This is a genomic window from Kocuria sp. CPCC 205263, from assembly GCF_040981075.1.
Classification (GTDB): domain Bacteria; phylum Actinomycetota; class Actinomycetes; order Actinomycetales; family Micrococcaceae; genus Kocuria; species Kocuria rosea.
This window is the reverse complement of the sequence record NZ_JAVKPV010000058.1, coordinates 1-607: the sequence shown is the minus strand read 5'-3', so window position 1 is coordinate 607 and position 607 is coordinate 1. Positions and strand designations below refer to the sequence as shown.

The window sequence follows — 607 nt, the reverse complement described above, 5'->3', positions numbered from 1 at the left end:
CCTGTAGCCCCATCTTTACCATCGATCCCGTTTTTACCATCAATACCATCTTTCGGGGTAGGCTGGTTTTCCAGTGCAGCAATACGTGTTTCATGATCATTAAGCAGCACATCATGATTATCAACAGTAGTCATAATCAAGTGATCGGCGTTATCACGATCAATTTTCTCTTGATTAATCTCACCTTGCAGAGCGTTACCAACAGTAGTTAATTTTTGACCTACAGTGTCAGCAGCATCAAGAGCAGTTTTAGCATCAGTTTTAGCGCTACCAGCCAGACTAAGAGCAGAGCTAGCTTCACTAATCGCGCTATCAGCTTTACCTTCTGCATTAGTAGCTATAGTTTGAGCGGCTTTGATTGCTTCACCGTTTAGATAATCATCATTAGAAAGCCCATCTACTTGACCTTGAATGTTTTCCGCCCATTGAGTAGAGCCATTTGCATCAGTGGCGAAATCAAAAGCATAAGCAATATTCATTGAACCAGCAAAAAGAGCACCAAAAATAGCAACAGTAATCACTGATTTATTAAGTGGTTTCATTGTAAAGACTCGCAATATTCTATAGATAAAATAAACGGTAGTGTTATTACCAGTGTTTGGTATGG

The 607-nt window shown here is 39.9% G+C and carries 1 protein-coding gene; it reads right to left on the bottom strand.

Translation table 11 applies throughout. The features are described 5' to 3' along the window. Positions 1-521 (bottom strand): hypothetical protein (locus RF647_RS19105; protein WP_368813111.1); only part of this gene is annotated, 521 nt, incomplete at its 3' end. Positions 522-607: the final 86 nt, after the last annotated feature.